General features: G+C 50.9%; 22 protein-coding genes and 1 rRNA gene. 6 read left to right on the plus strand and 17 right to left on the minus strand.

The window, feature by feature from the left end; translation table 11 throughout:
* Positions 1 to 147: 147 nt before the first annotated feature.
* From rplT to QT230_RS16680, 10 genes are all read right to left on the minus strand, one after another.
* Positions 148 to 501, minus strand: coding sequence for a 50S ribosomal protein L20 (gene rplT / locus QT230_RS16635; protein WP_007114344.1), 354 nt, complete (start codon positions 499 to 501; stop codon positions 148 to 150).
* A 64-nt stretch (positions 502 to 565) separates the two neighbouring features.
* Complete coding sequence (gene rpmI / locus QT230_RS16640; RefSeq protein WP_009724291.1) at positions 566 to 760, minus strand: 50S ribosomal protein L35; 195 nt, start codon at positions 758 to 760, stop codon at positions 566 to 568.
* Positions 761 to 842: 82 nt separating this feature from the next.
* Positions 843 to 1,334: a translation initiation factor IF-3 gene (gene infC, locus QT230_RS16645; RefSeq protein WP_308323196.1), complete on the minus strand. Its 492-nt coding sequence runs from the start codon at positions 1,332 to 1,334 to the stop codon at positions 843 to 845.
* Between the two features lie 60 nt (positions 1,335 to 1,394).
* The gene (gene thrS, locus QT230_RS16650; protein WP_308323198.1) at positions 1,395 to 3,317 is read right to left on the minus strand and encodes a threonine--tRNA ligase; all 1,923 of its coding nucleotides are present in this window, start codon (positions 3,315 to 3,317) and stop codon (positions 1,395 to 1,397) included.
* 212 nt (positions 3,318 to 3,529) lie between these two features.
* Positions 3,530 to 4,405 (minus strand): OmpA family protein, encoded by an 876-nt coding sequence (locus QT230_RS16655; protein WP_308323199.1) that lies wholly within the window; start codon positions 4,403 to 4,405, stop codon positions 3,530 to 3,532.
* A 321-nt stretch (positions 4,406 to 4,726) separates the two neighbouring features.
* A complete protein-coding gene (locus QT230_RS16660; protein WP_308323200.1) occupies positions 4,727 to 5,194 on the minus strand; it encodes a DUF2489 domain-containing protein in 468 nt (155 codons plus the stop codon).
* Positions 5,195 to 5,305: 111 nt separating this feature from the next.
* Complete coding sequence (gene cyoE, locus QT230_RS16665; protein ID WP_308323202.1) at positions 5,306 to 6,220, minus strand: heme o synthase; 915 nt, start codon at positions 6,218 to 6,220, stop codon at positions 5,306 to 5,308.
* Positions 6,221 to 6,234: 14 nt separating this feature from the next.
* Positions 6,235 to 7,287, minus strand: a complete 1,053-nt coding sequence (locus QT230_RS16670; protein WP_308323203.1) for a COX15/CtaA family protein — start codon at positions 7,285 to 7,287, stop codon at positions 6,235 to 6,237.
* Positions 7,288 to 7,312: 25 nt separating this feature from the next.
* Positions 7,313 to 7,843 carry a hypothetical protein gene (locus QT230_RS16675; RefSeq protein WP_308323204.1) on the minus strand — a complete coding sequence of 177 codons (531 nt, stop codon included), beginning with the start codon at positions 7,841 to 7,843 and terminating at the stop codon, positions 7,313 to 7,315.
* 36 nt (positions 7,844 to 7,879) lie between these two features.
* Positions 7,880 to 8,566 (minus strand): SURF1 family protein, encoded by a 687-nt coding sequence (locus QT230_RS16680; RefSeq protein ID WP_308323205.1) that lies wholly within the window; start codon positions 8,564 to 8,566, stop codon positions 7,880 to 7,882.
* On the opposite strand from QT230_RS16680, the gene QT230_RS16685 reads away from it, so the two are divergent.
* The gene (locus QT230_RS16685) at positions 8,565 to 8,756 is read left to right on the plus strand and encodes a DUF2909 domain-containing protein (RefSeq protein ID WP_308323207.1); all 192 of its coding nucleotides are present in this window, start codon (positions 8,565 to 8,567) and stop codon (positions 8,754 to 8,756) included. The two genes, QT230_RS16680 and QT230_RS16685, sit on opposite strands and share 2 nt — an antisense overlap.
* 4 nt (positions 8,757 to 8,760) lie before the next feature.
* Here the strand turns inward: QT230_RS16685 and QT230_RS16690 are convergent, their stop codons facing one another.
* From QT230_RS16690 to QT230_RS16710, 5 genes are all read right to left on the minus strand, one after another.
* Positions 8,761 to 9,621 carry a cytochrome c oxidase subunit 3 gene (locus tag QT230_RS16690; RefSeq protein ID WP_308323209.1) on the minus strand — a complete coding sequence of 287 codons (861 nt, stop codon included), beginning with the start codon at positions 9,619 to 9,621 and terminating at the stop codon, positions 8,761 to 8,763.
* Positions 9,618 to 10,265, minus strand: a complete 648-nt coding sequence (locus tag QT230_RS16695) for a cytochrome c oxidase assembly protein (RefSeq protein WP_308323211.1) — start codon at positions 10,263 to 10,265, stop codon at positions 9,618 to 9,620. The genes QT230_RS16690 and QT230_RS16695 overlap by 4 nt, the downstream gene beginning before the upstream one ends.
* A gap of 42 nt (positions 10,266 to 10,307) precedes the next feature.
* On the minus strand, positions 10,308 to 11,942 hold the full coding sequence (ctaD, locus tag QT230_RS16700; protein WP_308323213.1) for a cytochrome c oxidase subunit I: 1,635 nt from the start codon (positions 11,940 to 11,942) through the stop codon (positions 10,308 to 10,310).
* 48 nt (positions 11,943 to 11,990) lie between these two features.
* On the minus strand, positions 11,991 to 13,106 hold the full coding sequence (gene coxB / locus QT230_RS16705) for a cytochrome c oxidase subunit II (protein ID WP_308323215.1): 1,116 nt from the start codon (positions 13,104 to 13,106) through the stop codon (positions 11,991 to 11,993).
* Between the two features lie 127 nt (positions 13,107 to 13,233).
* Positions 13,234 to 13,407, minus strand: coding sequence for a DUF2970 domain-containing protein (locus QT230_RS16710; protein WP_308323217.1), 174 nt, complete (start codon positions 13,405 to 13,407; stop codon positions 13,234 to 13,236).
* 205 nt (positions 13,408 to 13,612) lie between these two features.
* Between QT230_RS16710 and QT230_RS16715 the strand changes: the two genes are divergently transcribed.
* Entirely contained in the window at positions 13,613 to 13,834 is a 222-nt protein-coding gene (locus QT230_RS16715) for a hypothetical protein (RefSeq protein WP_308323218.1), read from the plus strand.
* A gap of 156 nt (positions 13,835 to 13,990) precedes the next feature.
* Here the strand turns inward: QT230_RS16715 and QT230_RS16720 are convergent, their stop codons facing one another.
* The gene (locus tag QT230_RS16720; protein ID WP_308323219.1) at positions 13,991 to 14,683 is read right to left on the minus strand and encodes a TetR/AcrR family transcriptional regulator; all 693 of its coding nucleotides are present in this window, start codon (positions 14,681 to 14,683) and stop codon (positions 13,991 to 13,993) included.
* Between the two features lie 188 nt (positions 14,684 to 14,871).
* Here QT230_RS16720 and xdhA point away from each other — a divergent pair, with 188 nt between their 5' ends.
* Genes xdhA through guaD form a run of 4 tightly spaced genes read left to right on the plus strand, consistent with a single transcriptional unit; the run spans position 14,872 to position 20,971 of the window.
* Positions 14,872 to 16,377: a xanthine dehydrogenase small subunit gene (xdhA, locus tag QT230_RS16725; RefSeq protein WP_308323220.1), complete on the plus strand. Its 1,506-nt coding sequence runs from the start codon at positions 14,872 to 14,874 to the stop codon at positions 16,375 to 16,377.
* The gene (gene xdhB / locus QT230_RS16730; RefSeq protein WP_308323221.1) at positions 16,361 to 18,784 is read left to right on the plus strand and encodes a xanthine dehydrogenase molybdopterin binding subunit; all 2,424 of its coding nucleotides are present in this window, start codon (positions 16,361 to 16,363) and stop codon (positions 18,782 to 18,784) included. The genes xdhA and xdhB overlap by 17 nt, the downstream gene beginning before the upstream one ends.
* The gene (gene xdhC / locus QT230_RS16735; RefSeq protein ID WP_308323222.1) at positions 18,781 to 19,653 is read left to right on the plus strand and encodes a xanthine dehydrogenase accessory protein XdhC; all 873 of its coding nucleotides are present in this window, start codon (positions 18,781 to 18,783) and stop codon (positions 19,651 to 19,653) included. The genes xdhB and xdhC overlap by 4 nt, the downstream gene beginning before the upstream one ends.
* Before the next feature lies 1 nt (position 19,654).
* Entirely contained in the window at positions 19,655 to 20,971 is a 1,317-nt protein-coding gene (gene guaD / locus QT230_RS16740) for a guanine deaminase (protein WP_308323223.1), read from the plus strand.
* Positions 20,972 to 21,080: 109 nt separating this feature from the next.
* Here guaD and rrf read toward each other — a convergent pair.
* Positions 21,081 to 21,196 (minus strand): 5S ribosomal RNA (gene rrf / locus QT230_RS16745).
* Positions 21,197 to 21,205 lie beyond the last annotated feature (9 nt).

Genomic DNA, 21,205 nt, shown 5'->3' on the forward strand with positions numbered 1-21,205 from the left:
GAATTAAGCGGTGCCCATCGGTAAAGATGGCGTGGCACGTTGAAGGTGACAAAAAAACAGGGGAAGAGCGGCTGCTCTTCCCCTGGATGGGTCACTCTGAAATGACCTCAGGCACGTAACACGGGCAAACGCCCCGTGCCTACTACCTTATTGGGCAGCCTTGGCTTTTTCCACGATGGCGGCGAATGCAGCCTTCTCGTGTACTGCCAAATCGGCCAATACTTTACGGTCGATTTCGATACCGGCTTTCTTAAGGCCGCCAACAAAACGGCTGTAAGACATACCGTTGACGCGCGCACCGGCGTTGATACGCTGGATCCACAGCGCGCGGAACTGGCGCTTGCGGTTGCGACGGTCACGGTAGGCGTACTGCCCTGCTTTGATAACGGCTTGCTTGGCAACGCGGAAAACACGCGAACGGGCACCGTAGTAACCTTTGGCAAGCTTTAATACTTTTTTATGGCGACGACGCGCTACTACGCCACGTTTAACTCGAGTCATAACACACTCCTGACTTTAAGGCTGAGGCAAAAAAATTGAGCGCTCAGAAAAACGAAATCCCGACTTACAGATTCGGCAGCATACGCTGGATAAGCGCTTTGTCGGACGCGTGGATCTGCTTCATTCCACGCAATTGACGCTTACGCTTGGTCGACTTCTTGGTCAAGATGTGGCTACGGAAAGACTGCTTGTGCTTAAAGCCATTAGCCGTCTTTTTAAAGCGCTTGGCAGCGCCGCTGTTGCTTTTGATTTTCGGCATGAGGAGAACTCCGCTCGATATTTTTTAGAAAACCCAGGGCCTGCCACCATATTAACGGTGGCCCGTTGACATCGCCGTTGGATCACTTCTTCTTCGGGGCAATAATCATGATCATCTGGCGTCCTTCCATTTTTGGGAAAGACTCTACCGCTCCGATCTCTTCCAGGTCTGCCGCGATCCTTTCCATCAGTTTACGACCGATGTCCTGGTGCGCCATTTCACGACCACGGAAGCGCAGTGTGACTTTGCCCTTGTCACCACCTTCCAAAAAGCGTGTCAGGTTTTTAAGCTTGACCTGATAATCGCCTTCGTCAGTGCCAGGACGGAATTTAACTTCCTTAACCTGGATTTGCTTCTGCTTCTTTTTTTGAGCCGCTTTCTGCTTCTTCGACTCAAAAACGAATTTGCCGTAATCCATAATCTTACAAACGATGGGATCGGCATTCGAAATTTGCACGAGATCTAAGCTTTCAGATTCAGCACGCTCTAGGGCTTCGGTGGTGGGTACAACACCCAATTGCTCACCGTCGCTACCAATAAGACGCACTTCTTCTTCGACAATTCGCTCGTTCATTGGTGGGCGTTTATCTGCTGGACGCCCGCGCTGGTTGCTTCTCTTGATCGTTCCGTCTCCTTAGGCAATTGACGATGTCGCCAGGGCTGCTCTCTCGGCACTATGGCGTTCAATAAATTCATCGACCGTCATTGTACCAAGGTTTTCGCCGCTGCGTGTTCGCACGGCCACTGAGTCAGCTTCGACTTCCTTATCTCCCACCACAAGAAGATAAGGAACTTTTTGTAACGTATGTTCACGGATTTTAAAGCCGATTTTCTCGTTCCTCAAGTCCGCTTTAACACGTAAGCCACTTTTTTGCAGGCGTTTCTCCAAATCAATCGCATATTCACGCTGTGAATCGGTGATTGTCATGACAACCGCCTGCTGTGGCGCGAGCCATAATGGCATAGCGCCCGCATAATGTTCAATCAAGATGCCAATGAAGCGCTCCATGGAGCCAACAATAGCACGATGCAGCATCACCGGCGACTTACGCTGCCCCTCTTCGGTGACATATTGGGCTCCAAGGCGCTCTGGCATCATAAAATCGACCTGCATAGTACCAACCTGCCATTCGCGACCCAGGCAATCTTTCATGTGGTACTCGATTTTGGGGCCATAGAACGCACCTTCGCCTGGAAGTTCCTGCCATTCAACGCCACAGCTTTTTAATGCACTGCGCAACGCATCTTCCGCACGATCCCAAACCTCATCACTGCCAATGCGCTTTTCTGGGCGAAGAGCAATTTTAATGGCAATATCGTCAAAGCCAAAATCGCTATACACCTTCAGCGCCTGGCGATGAAAGTCAGTTACTTCAGGCTCAACTTGAGCTTCTGTACAAAAAACATGGCCATCATCCTGGGTAAATGCCCGCACACGCATGATGCCGTGCAAAGCACCTGATGGCTCATTACGGTGGCAACCACCAAACTCACCAAAACGAACAGGCAGTTCACGGTAGCTGCGCAAGCCGGAATTAAACACCTGAACGTGCCCTGGGCAGTTCATCGGCTTAAGGGCATACTCACGCTTTTCAGACTCAGTAAAGAACATACCGTCCGCGTAGTTATCCCAGTGCCCTGATTTCTTCCAAAGCGATACGTCCATAATCTGGGGACAGCGTATTTCCTGATACCCGCCTTCTTTGTAGACGCCCCGCATATATTGTTCGATCTGCTGCCATAGCGCCCAGCCATTTGGGTGCCAGAATATCATTCCCGGCGCCTCTTCCTGCATGTGAAAGAGATCCAGTCGACGTGCCAGCTTACGATGATCGCGCTTCTCTGCTTCTTCAAGACGCTTTACGTAAGCTTTAAGCTGTTTTTTATCGCCCCATGCAGTGCCATAGATACGCGTTAGCATGGTGTTAGCCGCATCACCACGCCAATAGGCGCCTGCCAGCTTGGTAAGTTTGAAGGCTTTTAAATGGCGAGTATTCGGCACGTGCGGCCCGCGGCACATGTCGACATACTCTTCATGATGATAAAGCCGGATTGTCGCGTCATCGGGGATATCGCGCACAATCTCCTGCTTATAAGGTTCATCACGATGCAAAAAGGTTAGCATTGCCTTGTCGCGATCAACATACTCGCGCACCACATCGTACTCGCGCTCTATTAATGACTGCATACGCACTTCAATGGCTTCCAGGTCTTCGGGTGTAACCGATTGACCAAACTCAATATCGTAGTAGAAACCATCTTCGATAACCGGGCCGATGGCCATTTTGGCCTCGGGGTACATCTGCTTAACCGCGTGACCGACGAGGTGGGCGCAGGAGTGACGGATAATCTCCAGGCCTTCAGGGTCACGTGCGGTGATGATAGCCACTTCCGCATCTTGTTCAATCAGGTCAGCGGCATCCACCAACACACCATCGATTTTCCCAGCAACACAGGCCTTAGCCAAACCAGGGCCAATGGATTCTGCAAGCTGCATAACGGTCAACGGTGCTTCAAACGTTCTTTGACTGCCGTCGGGCAGTGTCACAATAGGCATTTATATTCCTTGAGCGCAGTGGTGAGCCATACCAAGGATCACATTTCGCTATCAATGGTCTTGAGGGATTCGTACGTTAGCTAATAAAACAGCGGCAAGCCTACCAGACTTAACCGCTGCTTCAAATAAAAACGGGAGGCCTGAGCCTCCCGTTTCTTTACTTGGTGTTTGCGCGTAAAACGTTAACGGCTGACCAAGAGAGATAAGCGAACTTAGTTCCACTCATCCAATTCAACGCGGCGGTTCTGGAAGCGGCCTTCTGCAGTTTCGTTAGACGCGACCGGCTGCTCTTCACCGTAGCCTACTGCACGCATACGGTTAGCTTCTACGCCACGGCTCGCCAGGTAACTTGCGACAGATTGTGCACGCTCTTGTGACAAGTTTTTGTTGTACTCGTTAGAACCACGTGAATCAGTGTGGCCTTCGATGCTAACACGTACGTCAGGATTGCTTACCAGACGCTCAGCAACACCGTTTAGGACATTACGTGCATTAGAGGTTAACTGGGCAGAGTCAAATTCGAAGTTAACATCTTGTAGAACAACGCTATCCGGGCAACCCAGGGCGTTAACTTCTACACCAGCAGGCGTGTTCGGGCACTGGTCACGGTAATCCGGAACACCGTCGTTATCAGAATCTAATGGACAACCGTTGGCATTTACTTCAACACCAGCCGGTGTGCCTGGGCACTGATCACGGTAATCTGGAACGCCGTCACCATCAGAATCCAGCGGGCAACCTTCGGCATCAACAGCAACACCTGCAGGTACTTCGCCGTAGCTCGGGCACTGCGGAGCAACCGGCTCAGGAGTACGATCGGCACACAACAAGCCGCCGATGGCTGCACCAGCCGCTGCGCCAGTGTAAGCACCACTCTCTTCGTCAGAACTGCTGCTGGTGGCATAACCAATGCTGCCACCGATTAAACTGCCTGCTAAACCACATACAACAGGGTGTTGGTACCAGCTTCCATCGCTGCTGGCACTACTTTGTTGTTGGCTGGAAGACTGTGAGGCTGAGCTAGCGCAGCCGGAGAGGCCGACTACCAGGGCGGAACCGATTAGCAAGCCAGTCGTTGATTTTTTCATGCAAGACTCCTTCTTGATCCAATGCTGAAATGGTCATAAGCGACCAAATCTATCCAATGCTTCTTATTGCGAGAGCATCCATTTTTCGCCTGTTTTACATCGCCGAATGCAGTTCCAAGTAGTCTATACTGAGAACCATGCATACAGCCAATGTAAAACGGTGTGCCTATCATTAACGCATAAGCGCAAGAAGGCAACAATGCCGAGATATCAACTTCTTGCCAATATCGGCATCTCTCAGCATAGCAAAATTGCCACGATCAGCACTAGAAAATAGTTTGCTATGCTTTTTGGCGGCTTGAAGCCGCTCAAAACTCTAACTTAATGCAGTGCGCTTGAGCCTTTTGAACGCCATTTTAATACTGCTTTGGCTGCTTTAAGTACTGCTGCACGCATTTCATTCTCAACCATTAAACGCTCTTTGTCTTCCTGCATCCGTTCTCGAGCTGTCAACTGCTTGCGAGCCGAATGTGTTTTCAAGTGCCGAGTGCGGCTGTAGTGCTCTGCAAACGCCTGAAACTCAGCCCTTTCCGTCAGGCTAGGATCTATGATTTCCAAGAGAACCTTACAACGCCAAGCACCCTCTGTAATATCAACCTGCTCTTGAACCAGCGCCCCGGCCACATAATCAAGATTTTCTAAACTGTTTTGCTGCGCACGAGCATCTTCATCGCGCCGATACGCCTCTCGACGATTTACCTCTTGGCGCAAAGACCAAGCATAAAAACCTAGTCCTACAATAACGGCAATCGCCACCGCCAATAAGATAAGCGCGCCAGTTGAGCTCATGAATCTCCTAATTAACCTAATTAAACGTATGAATTACTTTACGAAAATTGTACACCCTTATACCACCAAACGGCCAACTCCATCTACGTATGTATGTTACTCAATGGGGAGCTAAGCCAGCGCAGAAGAGTAATGATCTAGTAATAGCGCTCCAAAGACACCCAGCAGATAACGAATTGAGAACCAAAATGCGCCGATAGGTGCATCAGCATCCTGCCCACGCCAGACACGCCAATTCCAAAACATAAAGCGCATGTTCAGGCATAACACTATACATAAATAGAGGGCGCCACTCATTCCTATCATTACGGGCATTAAAGTAGTTAATACGGTCAACCATCCATACAGCCAAATTTGTAGCCGTGTGAAACGGATGCCATGCGTAACAGGCAACATAGGAATACCCGCACGAGCATAGTCATCACACTTGTGAATGGCCAGAGCCCAGAAATGTGGCGGAGTCCAAGCAAAAATAATTAGCATCAGAAGAAGCGGCTCTGGACTTATTTGCCCGCTGATAGCAACCCAACCCAGCAAGGGAGGTGCAGCACCAGCCACCCCACCAATAACAATATTTTGCGGTGTGGCTCGCTTTAGAAAAGAGGTATAAATTAACGCGTAGCCGATCAGGGAGGCAAATGTAAGCGCCGCCGTTAAGTGATTGACTTGCCACACCAAGAGTGCAACACCCGCAATGGATAACAGGCCAGCCCAAACCAATGCCACCGCCACGGGCAGCCGCTTACTGGCTACTGGGCGACGGGAAGTTCGCGTCATGATCGCATCCAAGTGGCGGTCGATGACATGATTAAAAGCAGCCGCTCCACATGCAGTCAAACCAATACCGATAAGACCAAAAACCATACTCGTAAGCGGGGGTAAACCTGGGGTCGCTAACGCCATCCCAACGGTGGCACACACCAACATAACCGCCACTACTTTAATTTTGCACAAAGCTATTAGCTCTTTCCAGCCCCATACCATCGTCGGTAATGCAGAGGGTAGCGTTATTGTTGTATTTCGCATGAAGTGCTTCCCTTTTATTGAGCGATAATGTTTTTGTAACGCGAATGCGTGGTCGTTGAGTAAATGCCAGCTTCTTGACAGCGCCAACGCCACCATGACCATACAAAACCAACGGCCAATGCAATGGCGCCAGCTGTATGCAATAGCGCTAACCACAACGGTAACCACATGATCACATTAGCCACGCCCAACGCGGCCTGTAGTACATACAATCCTACGACGATTGCCAGCGGCTTTATAACATTCGTCCAATGCCGATAACGCCACCAGAGGGCTATTAACCCAATACCAAGCAGCAGTGCCCCCAAGCGATGAACCACTTGAATAGCGGTACGTGCATCGGCATGCAACTGCCCATGCAGGTAGTTGGGTCCAACGGTCTGGGTAATATGGAAGCCTTCGCTGATGTCCATCGCTGGCAACCACTGTCCATTGCAAGTAGGAAACCCTTGGCAAGCGATACCGGCATAGTTGCTAGACACCCAGCCACCTAGAGCCAGTTGCATAACCAGCAGAAATGCCGCTAAGAGCCACAGCGCATTGACGCGTTGAGGCTCACTTACTGGCTTTGGCTTCGCAATGAAGCGTAAGCGAAGGAGCAACCAAAAGAACAGCAGCAAGACACTCATACCGCCCAGTAGATGAAGGGTAACGACTTGAGGCCATAACTTGAGCGTAACGGTTAAGGCGCCAAAAACGCCCTGAAGCAAAATAACGACGAGCAGCATCAAACTTAGCTGCCACGGATAATTAGGGCGATGACGCAATGACCATCCCAATGCAACAACACTTAGCACCACCAGCCCGAGCAAGCTGGCGATGTAACGATGAATCATTTCTACCCATGCCTTGTAAGGTTCAAGCGGAACGTCAGGGTGACGTATAGTGGCCAACTCGCTGTCAGGAACTAATAGCTTTCCGTAACATCCAGGCCAATCAGGACAGCCTAATCCAGCATCTACTAAGCGTGTCCATGCTCCTACCAACATCACCACTGCAGTCAACACGGTGCCTACTAGCGCTAGACCTATCAACCACCGCAAGCGGCGCTCACTTGTCTCTTGCATAGTACTTCCTTAACGACAGCGCGCTTTATTGTGGATTCACTTTAAATAGGTGCTGAATATCGTCGAGCACATACTTAGTGGCAACACTGGCGTCAAATGCCAACGCGGGACGTCCTTGGGGGTCAAGTAACCACACTGAGTTCTCCTCCCGCCATGAGGGCAATTGTTGCCATTCACTGGCAATCTCCCCGGGTAGAGGCTGAGGATCACCGCCGATACGCAAACGAATTAGTCTAGGCGCTTCTCGACCTAAAGCACGATGGAGTCGCCATAATTCATCTTTACGCTCATCACAATTTTGACTGCAGTCAAATGCGAGTGTCCACTCGTCTTGGTCATTAACTGCCAGGCCTTGATCATTAACAACAAAGGTTGTTAATGGCCACTCTTCAAGCAGGGGTAACTCTAAATCGACCTCTCCATGGGCCGTATGATGATCAGGAATACCTATTCTTAGCTCTACCATGCCCCATGCTGCGACCATGGGGGCTACAAACACGACAAAAATAAGTATTAATTTGAGCCGCTGGCGTCGAATGTGCTTGGCATCCTGCATTTTATAAACCCCGCTTTTTTTGTTAAGTAGCGTCTTTTAAGAAAAGGTATCACGGCGCAATCGCAACCCCCCGATATACATCACTACTGATGCAGCTAATGCTAACCCCCACCACTGAAAGGCATAGCCTACATGCCGGCTAGGGGGCATTACATTGGCCTCCCACCAAGGAATCAAAACTCCGTCACCTTCGCTGGCGTGTAACCAACCCGCGTAGCTAAATGGCTCCAATGAAGAGCTCCAAGGCTCGAGACTTAATTGCTGAAGCCTAGCGCCTTCCCTATTATCTCCATAAAGTGGCCCGCCGGACTGGGCTTCCTGCCATTCACCGGTTAACTCAACTTTACCGATTGGCGTGACTGCTTGGGGTGGCTCACGATGAGGGCCTGTCGCTAAAAAACCGCGCTGCACCAACCAGAGCTGGCCATGGTTATCGCGCAGTGGCGTTAATACCGCCACGCCCAATTGTCCATTCACAACGCGATTATCCAAATAGAGGGTGTGCTCTGCCAAATATTCACCCTGCAGGGTCACCTGCGCACCCTGATCAGGAGAAACGGTTGGCTGTGCCAGTGAAGGGGCCGAATCACGAACGGCGATGGCAACCCGCTTGTCATCTGCCCGCTCCCACTGCCATAGTCCTAAAAAGGTGCCCAATGCCACCAGCAAACTCCAGAATAGGCACCAACTATAAAAACGCCATTGCCGGGAGGTTTTCATCATGTGGTTACAACTACTCATTTCCGCTGTCTTTGTAGCGATGGTCATCAGCTTAGCCATGGGAGCAGGCTTCCTACTGCGTGATGACTCCTCTTCTCGCCGACTGCTTATATCGTTAAAATGGCGCATTGGCTTGGCGTGCTTGCTAATGACCCTGATTATTTTTGGCTTTTGGTCAGGCAAACTGGGCTAAAAAATCACAAAACATACACAAAAATAAATAGCCCAACCCAAACCACATCAACAAAGTGCCAATACCAGCAAGAGGCTTCAAAACCGAAATGGTTTTCGTGGGCAAAGTGCCCTTTTACGATGCGAACAAGCATGGTGGCTAAAATTAATGTACCGATAATCACGTGCACACCGTGAAAACCAGTCAAAATAAAGAACGTTGCACCGAAAATCCCGGCTTCCAAGGTAATACCGTAGTGCGCATAGGCTTCATAATACTCAATGCCTTGAATCATGATGAAGCAGCAGCCTAGCAACACGGTTCCCGCCAGCCAGTTGCGGCACGTCTCCCTATAACCCACTTTTAAGGCTTCGTGGGCAACCGTTAAAGTAATGCTGGAAGTAATCAGAATAAGTGTATTAACTAACGGCAACTGCCAGGGACTAAAAACTTGCTGGGGCCCCGCGATAGAAGAATCAGGGGGACTGAGCAACGGCCAAGTAGCGACAAAATCTGGCCATAGAAGCGCCGAGACGCCTTTGGCACCTTCACCACCCAACCAAGGAATGGCGAACATTCGTACGTAAAACAGTGCGCCGAAAAATGCTGCGAAAAACATCACCTCTGAAAAAATGAACCAAGCCATACCCCAGCGAAATGAACGATCCATTTGCGCATCGTAAAGCCCTCCACGAGACTCACTAATAACGTCACGGAACCAAAGTCCCATAACGGCAATAACTCCCGCCACACCGATTAGGACTAATGGCAAGCCGGTGTCATAGACTAGCTTCACGCCGGTGCCAACCATCATGGCCCCTAGGGCTACTGAGCCAAGAACAGGCCACCGGCTACTCGCTGGAACGTAATAGCTACCACTGCTCATATCGTTTCTCCCACCACTTTATTGTTCTTGAGGTCATTCCTGAGATCGCTCTGGGAATCATTTAACGTATTGCTTTGTAGAGCATTATCCAGTGAGACGCTTTGAATGACTCGATCGACTGGATAGAGGGTATAGACCAAGGTAATAGTATTGATGTCTTCAGGCAGGTCTCGTGCCAACTGGAAAACAAGCGGGATGGTTAAACGCTCATCGCCCTCTAATTGCTGCTCTTCAAAACAGAAGCAACTGATTTTTCGCAAGTGAGTCGTGGCCCTGGAGGGTGAAACACTGGGAACTGCCCGCCCCCAGTTTTCACTATGGCTATTATTGGTAAAAGTAAAATCAACTTCCGCCATTTGCCCTGGATGAACGCTCATCTGGCGCGTCTCTACGCTCATCTGCCACGGCAACCCTGGACTACCTCGAGTGATAAATTGCACATTGATGTAACGCGATTCATCTACCCCCTCATGCACAATACTCTGCGCAGTGGCATCAACTTTGCCGTTAATCCCTGTGATCTGGCAAAAGACGTCATATAACGGCACTAATGCAAAGGCAAAGGCAAACATGCCTACCAGCACGGCCAATGTCCTTATTACCGTGCGACGCACCCCCACTTGAGCCTGCTCTCGTCTGTCCATAACACCTCTTCGGCCTAAAAACCGCTGTGGTTTATGCCATCTTTAATGGGATGCTCGATGAAACACGGGAGGCGTTTCAAAGGTATGCAGTGGCGCGGGACTGGGTACTGTCCACTCTAAATCCTCCGCTCCTTCCCAAGCTTTGGCCGGGGCTTTTTTACCGCCACGAACGCACAATATGACGACCAGCACGAACAATAGCTGTGACGCACCGAAGAAGAAGGCGCCAATACTTGAAAGCAGGTTAAAGTCCGCAAATTGAAGTGCATAATCGGGGATTCGCCGCGGCATTCCTGCCAAGCCCGCGAAATGCATGGGGAAGAACGTTAGATTGACACCAATAATCGAGAACCAAAAATGCCACTGGGCCAGCTTTTCATTGGGATAATGCCCCGTCCATTTAGGTAGCCAGTAATACACCCCCGCCATAATGGCGAAGATAGCCCCAGGCACCAAAACATAGTGAAAGTGAGCAACCACAAAGTAGGTGTCGTGATACTGAAAGTCTGCCGGAGCAATCGCCAACATCAACCCTGAAAAACCGCCAATGGTAAATAGCACCACAAAGGCCAGAGAAAATAGCATTGGGGATTCAAAACTAATTGAGCCGCGAAACAGGGTAGTAACCCAGTTAAATACTTTAACCCCCGTAGGCACGGCGATCAGCATGGTGGAGTACATAAAAAACAGCTCTGCCACCAGGGGGAGACCCACTATAAACATATGGTGAGCCCAGACTAAAAACGACAGTAGTGCAATGGCTGCCGTGGCATACACCATCGATGCATAACCGAACAAAGGCTTGCGTGCAAAGGTAGGAATTATTGCCGAAACGATACCAAAAGCAGGCAAAATCATAATGTAAACTTCTGGATGCCCAAAGAACCAGAATAGGTGCTGGAACAGCACCGGATCCCCACCACCTGCAGCATCAAAGAAACTGGTCCCAAAATTAATATCCATGAGCATCATAGTGATGACCCCGGCCAGTACCGGCATCACCGCGATAAGCAGGAAGGCCGTAATCAGCCATGTCCAGACAAATAGCGGCATATCCATTAAACGCATACCCGGCGCCCGCATATTTAAAATGGTCGCGATTATGTTGATGGCGCCGAGAATAGAGCTAATACCGGCAATATGGAGCGCTAAAATAAAGAAGGTTGTAGAAGGTGGTGCATATGTCGTCGACAGCGGTGCATAGAACGTCCAACCAAAGTTTGGCCCCCCACCGGGCATAAACAGCGTAGAAAGTAACAACGTAAACGCTACTGGCAGGAGCCAAAAACTGAAGTTATTCAGTCGAGGCAATGCCATATCTGGCGCACCGATTTGTAGCGGAATCATCCAGTTAGCCAAACCTGTAAATGCTGGCATGACAGCCGCAAACACCATTATCAAACCATGCATGGTAGTCATCTGGTTAAAAAACTCAGGTTCAACCAACTGCAGGCCTGGCTGGAAAAGCTCGGCCCTAACCACTAGGGCGAATATTCCACCGATAAAAAACATCGTCAGTGAAAAAATCAGATAAAGGGAGCCAATCTCCTTATGGTTGGTCGTCAATAGCCAGCGCAAGATCCCTTTTGGAGGTGCCGCGTGACCATGACTTTGGCTATCGGCAACGGCCGTATTGCTATGTTGTAGTGGTGGCTGAGGAGGCAGTTTGGGCGCCATGTGACTCTCCAAAATATTGTTGTTTTCTGATTGAGTGACAAACCAAGATCATTGGGCAATTAATTCGGCCACTTCAGAAGGTTGCACCACATCTCCAGTATCATTACCCCAGGCATTGCGTGTATAAGTGACCACAGCGGCCAATTCAACCGGATTCAAGGTGCTACGAAAAGCGGGCATTGCCGCGCCCGAGACGCCGTTGATCACCTTATCAAGATGCCAATCCACATCGCTTATTAGCTGTTCGTTATTGGCTAGTGCAGGAAATGCTGGCGGAGAGCCCTGCCCTTCAGCCTGATGACAAGAGGAGCAGATCGATTGATAAACTGACTCACCACGCTCTACTAGCTCTTCCATTTCCCACTCACGATCAACGCCCATCGCCTCTTCTTCAGCAGCCGCCTTTCGCTCGGCCAGCCAACCATCAAACTCCTCTTCTTCCATGGCATGTACCACTACCGGCATGAAGCCGTGGTCTATACCGCATAGCTCGGCGCACTGGCCACGATAAATACCCGGTTCATTAATCTTGACCCAGTTTTCATTGATAAAACCGGGGATTGTATCTTGCTTTACCGCTAAGTCCGGCACCCACCAGGAGTGAATAACATCGTCTGAGGTCATCAGAAAACGTACTTTGCGATCAGTCGGTAAAACCAGCGGCTCATCAACTTCTAGTAAATAGTGTTCGCCGCGCGCCTCTTCGCCGCTAATTTGCGCTCTTGGCGTACTCATATTCGAGGTAAACGCCACATCCTCGCCAAGATACTCGTAGCGCCAGCGCCACTGCTGACCGGTAATCATAACGTCTAGCTCTGCGTCTGAAGCGTCATACATATTTTTCAGGGTAGCGGTAGCTGGCACTGCCATACCAACCAAAATTAATATTGGAATAGCGGTCCATAACACTTCAACACTGGTGTGTTCATGAAAGTTGGCGGCCTTGGCGCCTTTAGAATGACGATAACGAAATAGGGAGTAGAACATAGCCCCAAATACCAGCACGCCAATCACGACACATATCCAAAAAATGGTCATGTGTAAGCCGTAGATGTCACCACTAACATCAGTCACACCAACGGGCATATTCCAGCCATTCGTCTGAGCCTGCGACCCACTCGCAGCAAACGTCATGACCAGTAGCCACCAACACCGTGAACGCATAGGTACCTCCAGGTTTGTTGTTGTTATTGCTTATCGTTAGATTAGGACAGCATTAAATGAGATATTAGCAGTATAGAAAATATGCAGCATTCGTCACGCTTTGCTTCTTTCAACCTATCAACGCTTCTCAGCGGGCCGCCAACGTTGCCAGAAAGACAAGCAACAAAACAAATAGCAGCGTAATCACTACCCCAGTGGCAATGTAGACGCCCGGCTTGTCACTACTGAAATCCTCTTGCCGATTTCGGTTATTCTGAACGCCCAGCAGAGCTGCGAGCACGGACTTCACTACCGTCCACATAAAACCTCCGAACTTTTTGAGATCCTAGCGCAGGTTCTTCCAAGCTAAAAAATTTAATTATTTTCACTTCAGTCTGGCATAACTATCACATTAAATTAAACCGGAAAACTAAGTATTTACAGCTAACTAAATACCACTCTATAGCTTCTTAATATGCCATACTAGTATTTATCGATAGGATTAAGTGCTACCAAAGGAGTACCACATGCTCAAGCATCGTCCCACATTGCGGTTCAGACCCTTTTTTGCTCTTGCGCCACTGGTGCTATTAGCGGGGTGTACTACTTACACATGGCCGGACGGCTCACAGAAAACCGTGATCGGCGTTGTGCCGGAAGAAGAAAATCGTCGCTATGAAGAAGAACAGGTAGATGGCGTACGCTATCGCATCCCTGATGAGATTCCAGAAAAACGCAGTGCGGACTAGCCATTGCATAGCGTAATTACAAAGGTAGGCCTTTAGAGGAGTGTACTTCATTTAGTTTTAGCAGTTCAGGGGCGGTGAACGCGGGTCGTCTTACCCGCCCCCGGCTGGGCAATCAGTATTAAACGGTTGCTGTAATCAAGCACGTTTTTCAGATGATCAAGGTGTTGATTTATGGGAAGCACACTCTTCATCTATATGCGGTGCTTGAACAACTGCCGGTACGCTTAGGCCACAGCCTTTAAGGATCACGTGCTCAAGAAAGGTCGATATTGACTCAAGGTCATCGTCACTTAACGCATCCCGGCCTAGAATACCGGACACTTGCGCACTATATTCAGTATAGTGCTGGGTGGCAGACCAAATCAGGAAAATCAGCCAGCGCGGATCGACATCATCCATTTTTCCTTGTGCCGACCACTGGCGAATGATCGCGGCTCGAGAAGCTACCCAATCGCGCAACTCTCCCGCCAGATAATCATTTAAGAAGGGAGCACCGGCTAAAATTTCCGCCGCAAAGAGTTTTGAACCTTCGGGATAGCGCTGACCAAGCACCATTTTAGTGCGAATAAAATCACTAAGTACCGTCGCCGGGTCACTATCAGGCGTAATATCTTCAAGGACTTCGTTCCATCGACTCATCATGCGATTAAGTAGCCGTATATAAAGCTCTTGTTTGCTGCCCATATAATACAAAATATTGGCCTTTGGGAGACCAGCTCTATCAGCAATCACTTGCAAGCTCGCCCCGCGGTACCCGTACTGAGAAAATACCTGCTCAGCAGCCTGCAGAATATGTGACTCGACTCTTTCCCGGCTTGGGGTTTCAGGATTGGTAGTTACGGCGCTCATTAACGATGTTCCTTGGTCGTGTAGCTTGACTAACTAATTGCACTAAAAATTGGCATTCAGTATAAGCTTGCCCCAGTCCGGTGCGGTGATCAAATACTTGCAAGGCAGGGCGTTTTGTACCAAGCTCAAATCACATTGACCGATCGGTCAGCACGATCTCGGTCTATACAATAACAGTGGAGTTTGGCATGGCAACGATTGCGTTCCTGCTCAATGGTACCCCTCAACGGCTTGATGTTTCATCAGACATGAGCATTTTAACCTTATTACGTGAGCATTTAGCTCACACCGGCACGAAAGAGGGCTGCGCTTCGGGAGACTGCGGCGCATGTACGGTTGCGATTGGTGAGCCAGCAGCAGAAAGGCAAATATTTAATAGCGCTAATGCGTGCATTACGCCAGCCCATCAGTTGCAGGGAAAGCACCTTGTTACCGTTGAAGGGCTTGGGACAGAGAAACACTTACACCCAGCACAAGAAGCAATGATCGAGTGCCATGGCAGCCAGTGCGGTTTTTGCACGCCGGGTATCGTAATGTCGCTTTTCACTTTGCATGAGTCCCTTACCCAGCGCCCCTTCCCACTAACGCCAGAGCTGTCACAAGAACGGTCTCAAGAACGGTATCAAGAACTGTCACAAACGCGACTTGAAGCAACACTAGGCGGCAACTTGTGCCGTTGTACTGGCTATCGCCCTATTCGTGATGCGGCTCTGCGCATGCGTGACATTCCCTTTGAGCGACCACACTGGTATGACGCGACGCTATCAGAAGTAGGGGGCCATCCAGCTCTCTCTGATACCGCAGTGGGAACTTCATTTTTTGCTCAGCCCAAAACCCTGGCAGAATTAACTCAACTGCGCCTTAAAGCGCCGCAAGCAAGACTTGTCGCAGGCGGAACAGATTTGTGGCTTGAAAGTACCCAACGATTAATGCCCTTGGAACAGCTTATTGACATAACTCGTGTTGCTGAGCTGTTAACCATTGAAGAAGCAACGCTGGAAGAACAAACCGGCTGGTGGGTTGGTGCTGGCGTGACCTATACCCGGCTCGAACCGTTATTTGAAGAGCACTTTCCAGCGTTTGCCCACCTTCTGCACCGTCTAGGTTCTCAGCAGATCCGGAACCGGGGAACGCTGGGTGGCAATATTGCCAACGCTTCTCCCATTGGCGATACCCCTCCCGTGCTACTCGCCTTGGGCGCCCACGTAGAACTTGCCAGCGCAAATGGCACACGTTGCTTAGCGCTTGAGGTTTTTTTTCTGGATTATAAAAAGACCGTGCTGGCGGCTGATGAAGTCATTTCACGAATATTCATTCCGCGGGCGATTGAAGACACCCAACTGCGCGTATGGAAGCTATCCAAGCGTCGCGAAGATGATATCTCTGCAGTACTAGGGGCCTTTAGCTATCGCGTTGAACAGAATGTTTTACGTGATGTGCGGATTGCCTTTGGCGGTATGGCCGCTATTCCAAAACGCGCGCAAGGTGCCGAAGTTGCGCTCGAAGGTAATACCATTACTCAAGCAGCTTTTCGCGCCGCTCAGAAGGCACTTGATGACGACTTCCACCCCATGAGCGACGTACGAGGCAGTCAGCATTATCGTCAGCAAGCCGCCAAAAACCTGCTTGAACGCCTCTATCTTTCTCTCTCAGCGTCCGACCACGAGGTGATGCTCCATGCGTACGCTCACTAAACTGGACAGCGATAGCAGTCGTGCCCGCCGTGAACTACACGATCACATTCAAGGCTCTGGCCCCTTGGCACGCCATACGGTCGACAGTACCGGCAAACGCCAGGCGGGCAGCGCAAGCTTTCACGAAAGCGCCCAGAAACACGTTACCGGCAAAGCTGCTTATATTGATGACTTGATCCTGCCTGCCGATACTTTGCATGTGGCATTAGGCCTATCGCCAGTCGCGCACGGCACCTTAACGCAGCTTGATATCAGCAAGGTCAAAGAGGCGCCGGGAGTAGTCGATGTGATTACTTTCCATGAAGTACCAGGGCATACCGATATCGGTCCGGTCTTTCCCGGAGATCCTATTTTTGTCGATCAGGAAATCAGCTACGCAGGCCAATGCCTGTTCGCCGTTGCAGCAACGTCGTTGCAGGCGGCACGCCGAGCCGTCAAGTTAGCCACCATTGGCATCGATGAGCAGCCCGCTAGTTTAGACCCGGTGGCCGCGACGGAGCGCGAGGAGTTTGTGCGCCCGCCCCATGTGCAAACCCGTGGTGATTGGCAACAGGCGCTCAACCAAGCAGAACAGTTGGTTGAAGGCGAACTCTTCGTCGGCGGGCAAGAACATTTCTACCTAGAAGGCCAGGCCTGCGTGGTTCACCCAACCGAAGATGAGGGTGTCATCGTCCACACTTCCAACCAGCATCCCAGCGAGACCCAGAAGCTGGTGGCCGAGGTGCTCGATATTCCTTTTCACGCTGTCACTGTGGAAGTCCGCCGCATGGGCGGTGGCTTTGGTGGCAAAGAGACTCAGGCGTCTCCCTGGGCATGTATTGCCGCGATCATTGTCCGTCGCACCGGCAAAACGGTTCGCCTGCGCTTACCGCGCAGTGAAGATATGCGCGCCACGGGCAAACGCCACCCCTTCCATAACCGCTACCGGCTCGCTATTGATGCTGAAGGCGTTATTCAGGGGGGTGAGGTCACCGTGATCGGTGACTGCGGCTACTCGCCGGATCTCTCCGACGCTATCGTTGATCGCGCCATGTTTCATGCCGACAACGCCTACTCTCTGGGAGATGCCCAGGTGATAGGCCATCGGGCCAAAACCCACACCGCCTCCAATACCGCCTTTCGGGGTTTCGGTGGTCCCCAGGGAATGATGATCATCGAAGCGGCCATGGATGATATTGCCCGCCAGGTTGGCGAAGATCCACTGACCGTTCGCAAGCGCAACTTCTACCGCGATGGCCGCGAGGTGACCCACTACGGCCAGCATGTTGATCAACGCCAACTCTTGCATACACTCGTTGAAACGCTAGAAAACGACAGCGAATACTGGGCACGACGCAAAGCGGTCAGTGAATTTAACGCCACCAGCCCGGTTATTAAGAAAGGTCTGGCACTTACCCCGGTGAAATTTGGTATTTCATTTACCGCTCAGCACCTTAACCAGGCAGGCGCCCTGCTGCATGTTTATACCGACGGCAGCGTGATGATTAATCACGGCGGTACCGAGATGGGCCAAGGGCTGCATACCAAGATTTGCCAGGTAGTGGCCAGGGAACTGGGACTCGATTTAGACAAAGTGCGCATTACCGCTACGCGAACCGATAAAGTCCCCAACACTTCACCAACCGCCGCTTCCAGTGGTGCAGACTTAAACGGGATGGCCGCACGGGATGCGGCCGGTAAATTGCGTGAACGTCTGTTCGATTTTGCCGCCGAGCACTATTCAGAAGGCCTGGATCGGGAAGGCATGCGCCTGGAAGACGGTATGCTGGTGGCCGGATTGGGCGAAAGCGAGCGTCGCGTTCCGTGGGGAGAATTAGTACAAACGGCTTATCTCAATCGCATATCGCTGTCTGAAAGAGGCTTTTATGCCACCCCGCTGATTCACTATGATCGCTCAGTCGGTCAGGGTCGCCCCTTTTATTACTATGCGTTTGGCGCGGCGGTGGCTGAAGTCAGGGTCGATACTTTGAGCGGAGAGTACCAAGTAGACCGTGTTGATATCCTGCACGATGTGGGTGACTCACTAAACCCGGCTATTGATATTGGGCAAATCGAAGGTGGTTTTATCCAGGGAATGGGCTGGCTCACCAGCGAAGAGCTTAAATGGAATGATAAAGGCGTATTGGTCAGTGATGGTCCTGCGACCTATAAAATTCCTACCTTTGGTGATTTGCCAGCTATTTTCAACGTCTCCCTGTTGGAAGGTCATCCTAATTCAATGGCCAGTCTCTATCGTTCAAAAGCGGTAGGCGAGCCCCCTTTCATGTTGGGAATTTGCGTTTGGTCAGCCCTGCGTGACGCGCTTTCAAGCCTTACTGATTACGCCACATCTCCCCACTTAGATACACCGGCCACGCCTGAACGAGTCATGCTGGCGGCTAACACCACCAGGAAGAAAGCGCTGTGAGTGATACTCAATCCACGGAAACTTGGCATGCGGCGCTGCACCGCTTACAGCGCGACGGTATTCCCCATGTACTAGCCACGCAGGTGACCAGCGCAGGCTCCACCCCCCGCGAGCCTGGTGCTCGCATGGTGATCACCGACGATGCTATCTTCGATACACTGGGGGGCGGTACTTTTGAGTGGCAAGCTATTACCGCCGCTCGTGCCTGCTTGACTGAACAACGCTACGGGCTCAGATTAGAAGCCTTCTCTTTGGGTGGACGCAGCGGGCAGTGCTGTGGCGGCTTTGTGAATATCCTTTTAGAAGCCTTTCCTGGAGCGACTGCCCATGTGGCTATCTTTGGAGCAGGCCATGTAGGGCAGCAAATTGCAAAGCTTAGTGCCCCACTACCCTGGCAGCTCCATTGGCACGATAGCCGCAGCGGAGCTTTTGACGGACAGTACCAGCAGTCGCGACTTCACTGTTATTCGCTACACGATGCAACGCAAAGTGTTGCCGCCTTGCCTACCAACACTCATGTGTTGGTATTGACCCACAACCATGATGAGGACTATGCCTTAATCGCAGCGCTAATTAAACGCGATGATATTGCGTCAATCGGACTCATTGGCTCTGATAGCAAATGGGCAAGCTTTGAAGGACGACTTAAACGCCAAGGATACTCCGCGGATCACATTGCACGCGTACGCTGCCCCATTGGTCGCATTCATGCTACGAAGCTCAGCAATAAAACTCCCTACGCGATTGCTTTAACAGTAGTGACCGAGCTGCTGTGGTTAACTGATACGCCTTCCAATCCGAATATCCGCGGCCTTGAACCCCAAGCCCTGCGTACTCTCTTTGACGAACATCCCACTACCGCGAGTTGATATGAATTCCTTAATCGACACGTTTATCCGCGCTGAATTGGTTAGCTTTGCACGCGACCCAGGCAGTGGTGACACACCGGATTCGGGCAGCTTAGAGCATTACGGCGACGGTTTACTATGGTTGAAAGGGCAACACATTCATGCAGTTGGTCACTTCAATGAGTTGGCACCGTCTTTACCGAAGGGTAGTGACGTGCTTGATTACCGTGACAAACTTATCATGCCCGGGTTTATCGATACTCACGTTCACTATGTCCAACTGGATATCATGGCCTCCTATGGGCGCCAACTATTAGATTGGCTTAACGACTACACCTTTCCTGAAGAGTGCCGTTTCGCTAATCATGCCCATGCAGAAGCGCTGTCTAACGCTTTTTTAGATGAAATGCTCCGCGCGGGTACTACGACAGCTCAAGTATTTGGCTCTAGCCACCCAGATTCGGTCGATGCATTCTTTACCGCCTGTCAAAAACGCCATCTTCGTATGTTGGTCGGCAAAGTATTAATGGATCGTAACGCACCTGATGCCTTACTAGATGGCGCGACAGGCATTAACGATACTGAACGGCTCATAGAGGATTGGCACGGCAAACAGCGGTTGGGGTATAGCGTCACACCACGTTTTGCGCCCACCTCTACCAAAACACAAATGGATGCCGCCGGTGCCCTTCTGCGTAATGATCCAACCCTTTGGTTACAGACGCACTTGGCGGAAAACAGCGGGGAGCTAGACTGGGTGGCAAAACTGTTCCCGGGTAGCCATGACTACTTAGCGGTTTATGAAGAAGCAGGCTTGGTTGGCCCACGCAGCACCTTCGCTCACGGCATTCACCTCGATAACGGCATGCGTAAACGCTTGGCGGATCGAGGCGCCAATATTGCTTTTTGCCCCAGTTCCAATCTTTTTCTGGGTAGCGGGCTATTCGACCGTGAGGCAGCCAAACAGACGGGGATGGCATACACATTTGCCAGCGATATCGGTGCAGGCACTGATTTATCGGGCTTTGGAACGCTTAAAGCAGCCTATCAAGTGGGCCAACTGGGTGACCAGCCGCTTACCGCCTGGCAAGGCTTTTATGGCTTAACCATGGGCAATGCAAAAGCGCTCTCGCTGGATAACCACATCGGTCAGTTGGCCCCCACACTGGAAGCTGACTTCGTGGTGATTGACACCCAAGCAACATCGCTACTATCTCGGCGTATCAGTCATTGCACTACGCTCGGCGAGCGACTGTTTGCATTAATGATGTTGGCGGACGACCGCGCTATTTATGAAACCTGGGCCGGTGGCATCTGCCAACACCACAGGGATGTATAAGTGAGGTGTGAGGTGTTACCCCTCTCCTCACTATTTTCCCCTCACAACCTAACCTTCACGCAAAAAAAATCCCCCAAGGCGTAAGCCCTGGGGGATTTTTGGTATAGGTGCCTGACGATGACCTACTCTCGCATGGGGAGACCCCACACTACCATCGGCGCTAAGCGGTTTCACTACTGAGTTCGGCAAGGGATCAGGTGGTTCACGCTCGCTATGGTCGTCAGGCGTAACTGG

The organism is Halomonas sp. SpR8, assembly GCF_031010195.1.
In the GTDB taxonomy this organism is placed as follows: Bacteria; Pseudomonadota; Gammaproteobacteria; order Pseudomonadales; family Halomonadaceae; genus Vreelandella.

Excerpts from the sequence above, each read along its gene's own strand:
- rplT (WP_007114344.1), bottom strand. The coding sequence starts at position 501 with ATGACTCGAGTTAAACGTGGCGTAGTAGCGCGTCGTCGCCATAAAAAA.
- rpmI (WP_009724291.1), bottom strand. The coding sequence starts at position 760 with ATGCCGAAAATCAAAAGCAACAGCGGCGCTGCCAAGCGCTTTAAAAAG.
- infC (WP_308323196.1), bottom strand. The coding sequence starts at position 1,334 with ATGAACGAGCGAATTGTCGAAGAAGAAGTGCGTCTTATTGGTAGCGAC.
- thrS (WP_308323198.1), bottom strand. The coding sequence starts at position 3,317 with ATGCCTATTGTGACACTGCCCGACGGCAGTCAAAGAACGTTTGAAGCA.
- QT230_RS16655 (WP_308323199.1), bottom strand. The coding sequence starts at position 4,405 with ATGAAAAAATCAACGACTGGCTTGCTAATCGGTTCCGCCCTGGTAGTC.
- QT230_RS16660 (WP_308323200.1), bottom strand. The coding sequence starts at position 5,194 with ATGAGCTCAACTGGCGCGCTTATCTTATTGGCGGTGGCGATTGCCGTT.
- cyoE (WP_308323202.1), bottom strand. The coding sequence starts at position 6,220 with ATGCGAAATACAACAATAACGCTACCCTCTGCATTACCGACGATGGTA.
- QT230_RS16670 (WP_308323203.1), bottom strand. The coding sequence starts at position 7,287 with ATGCAAGAGACAAGTGAGCGCCGCTTGCGGTGGTTGATAGGTCTAGCG.
- QT230_RS16675 (WP_308323204.1), bottom strand. The coding sequence starts at position 7,843 with ATGCAGGATGCCAAGCACATTCGACGCCAGCGGCTCAAATTAATACTT.
- QT230_RS16685 (WP_308323207.1), top strand. The coding sequence starts at position 8,565 with ATGTGGTTACAACTACTCATTTCCGCTGTCTTTGTAGCGATGGTCATC.
- QT230_RS16680 (WP_308323205.1), bottom strand. The coding sequence starts at position 8,566 with ATGATGAAAACCTCCCGGCAATGGCGTTTTTATAGTTGGTGCCTATTC.
- QT230_RS16690 (WP_308323209.1), bottom strand. The coding sequence starts at position 9,621 with ATGAGCAGTGGTAGCTATTACGTTCCAGCGAGTAGCCGGTGGCCTGTT.
- QT230_RS16695 (WP_308323211.1), bottom strand. The coding sequence starts at position 10,265 with ATGGACAGACGAGAGCAGGCTCAAGTGGGGGTGCGTCGCACGGTAATA.
- ctaD (WP_308323213.1), bottom strand. The coding sequence starts at position 11,942 with ATGGCGCCCAAACTGCCTCCTCAGCCACCACTACAACATAGCAATACG.
- coxB (WP_308323215.1), bottom strand. The coding sequence starts at position 13,106 with ATGCGTTCACGGTGTTGGTGGCTACTGGTCATGACGTTTGCTGCGAGT.
- QT230_RS16710 (WP_308323217.1), bottom strand. The coding sequence starts at position 13,407 with ATGTGGACGGTAGTGAAGTCCGTGCTCGCAGCTCTGCTGGGCGTTCAG.
- QT230_RS16715 (WP_308323218.1), top strand. The coding sequence starts at position 13,613 with ATGCTCAAGCATCGTCCCACATTGCGGTTCAGACCCTTTTTTGCTCTT.
- QT230_RS16720 (WP_308323219.1), bottom strand. The coding sequence starts at position 14,683 with ATGAGCGCCGTAACTACCAATCCTGAAACCCCAAGCCGGGAAAGAGTC.
- xdhA (WP_308323220.1), top strand. The coding sequence starts at position 14,872 with ATGGCAACGATTGCGTTCCTGCTCAATGGTACCCCTCAACGGCTTGAT.
- xdhB (WP_308323221.1), top strand. The coding sequence starts at position 16,361 with ATGCGTACGCTCACTAAACTGGACAGCGATAGCAGTCGTGCCCGCCGT.
- guaD (WP_308323223.1), top strand. The coding sequence starts at position 19,655 with ATGAATTCCTTAATCGACACGTTTATCCGCGCTGAATTGGTTAGCTTT.